At 33.1% G+C, this 2,393-nt stretch carries 1 protein-coding gene; it reads left to right on the top strand.

Features of this window, described 5'->3' with window-relative positions; genetic code table 11:
* On the top strand, positions 1-2,393 hold a 2,393-nt coding region (locus tag NBRC110019_RS16630; protein WP_281756595.1), incomplete at both ends, for a TonB-dependent receptor.

The following is a 2,393-nucleotide window of genomic DNA, read 5'->3' on the forward strand; positions in this document are numbered from 1 at the left end:
TTAGACTGGAATTTTGCAAAGGACACTGTCTATAATTTTACACTTACCGAAAAGAACGAGCTATTAGATGAGGTGGTAATTACTTCGCGTTTACCAATTACCATTAAAAAGGATACAATTATTTATAATGTGGACAGTTTTGTGAATGGTAAGGAGCGGAAATTAAGGGATATTTTAAAAAAATTACCCGGTGCAGAAGTAGATAGAGAGGGTAATGTTACCGTAAATGGTAAGAAGGTTACTAAGGTAATGGTAGAGGGTAAAACTTTTTTTACCGGAGATAGTAAGCTAGCTGTTAATAATATACCAGCCGATGCCGTAGATAAAGTTGAAATATTAGACGATTATAATGAAGTAGCATTTTTAAAAGAGTTAGAAGACTCTGAAAAAATGGCTATGAATATAAAGCTTAAGGAAGGAAAAAAGAATTTTGTATTTGGAGAGGTAGAAGGGGGCTATGGCTATGGTAAACACAATAGGTATTTGGTACACCCAACGTTTTTCTATTACTCCCCAAAAACCAATATAAATGCCATTGCAGATGTTAATGATATTGGTGTAAAGAGCTTTTCTTTTCAAGATTATCTTAATTTTAATGGTGGCTTTTCAGAGATGACCAGTGAAGGACCTTCGGCATATTTTAGATTGCAAAACGATGAGTTCTCTCAGTATTTAAGCGCGTCTGATTTTACCGCTAATGTAAATAGGTTTTATGCTTTTAATATGAGACAAAGTATAACGCCTTTTACAGATATTACTGCCTATGTAATGGCAAGTACTAATAAAACCGCTACTGAGGTTGATGATTACTATGAATATAATCTTGTAGATGAACAAACCACTGAAGATAGAAACAACGTAAAAGATGTACATACAAATTTTGTTCTTGGGAAAATAAAGCTCACTTATAAGCCTTTAAATAATGAAGACCTTAGGATGGAAACATCGTTTAAGGTGTCAGATAATAACAATTCGGGGCGTATCATAAGTGATGTAGATAACCTAATAACTTCTATTAATACAGATGCTTCTATAAATGCCTATGATGTAAACCAAGATGTGGTGTATAGCCGGGTTTTAAATGATTCACATACGGGTAAAACAGGCATCACATTTTTTTCGAAAGGGCAAAAACCTTCCGTAAGTTGGGTTACCAATGAAGAAATTCTGCAAGATTTAATTCCTTTAGAGAGTGCTTCTGTATATGATATACGCCAAGATAAGCGTTTAGATATAACTTCTTTTTCGGGGTACATTAAAGATTATTGGGTGTTGAATAACACCAACCATTTGTATACAACATTTGGTACTTCATTAAATTTTAATTCGTTAACCTCAAATACATTTCAGGTATTAGAAGATGGTTCGGTAAATAATTTCGATTCGGCCGGATTTAATAATGATTTCTCGTATGATTTAGCCGACATGTATGTAGATGTTGTGTATAAATTAAGACTCGGTAAAGTAATTTTTAAGCCTTCGGGTACCTGGCATAGTTTTTTATGGGATACCCAACAGCAGCAAGATCGAAATTCGCACTTTACTGCCTTCTTTTTGCCAAAGGCAGAAATAAAATGGGAGTTGAGTAATTTTGAAAAACTTTCCTTTAGGTATGCAAAAAGCATTAAGTTTCCTGGTGTTAACAATTTAGCAAACAACTATATGTTGCTAAATTTTAATAGTGTGTATAGGGGGAATGATGATCTTGAGAATCAATTATATCATTCTTTGGGGTTGTTTTACAGTAATTTTTCTATTCAAAAAGGGCTTATGTATTCTGCTATGGTAAGTTATAATAAACGGGTCCATCAGATAAAAAACATGTCTGTATTAGAAGGAATTAATACCTATAGAACCTCGGTACTATTTACAAGAGCCGAAAATAGTTTTATTACGAATCTAAATGTCAATAAAAGGTTTAATGGCTTTAGAGGTACTATGGGGCTTACCTATAATTATTCCGATTTCTATCAGTTGGTAAACAATGCTACCAACCTTAATTCATCACAGATGCTTAGTTTTAAACCCAGCATTGCTACGTTTTTTAACCATAAGCTACCCGATTTAAAAGTGGGATATAATCATTCCTTATCATGGTACAAAACCAGTACAGGTATTAATAAATACAACTCAAGTGAATGGTTTGCATCTATTGAGGGTAGATTCTTTGAAGATTTTCTATTAAAAGCAGATTATAGCAGGACATACTACATTAATAACGGACTTGGTATTCGTAATACTTTTGATATGGCTAATGCTTCTTTATTGTATCAAAAAGAAGATAGTCCTTGGGGTATAGAAGTTTCTTGTACGAATGTATTTAATATTAACTACCGCCAAGAAAACAGTTTTTCAGATTATTTAATCACCGATAGTAAAACCTATATAATGCC

It is taken from the genome of Neptunitalea chrysea (genome assembly GCF_027924145.1).
GTDB lineage: Bacteria > Bacteroidota > Bacteroidia > Flavobacteriales > Flavobacteriaceae > Neptunitalea > Neptunitalea chrysea.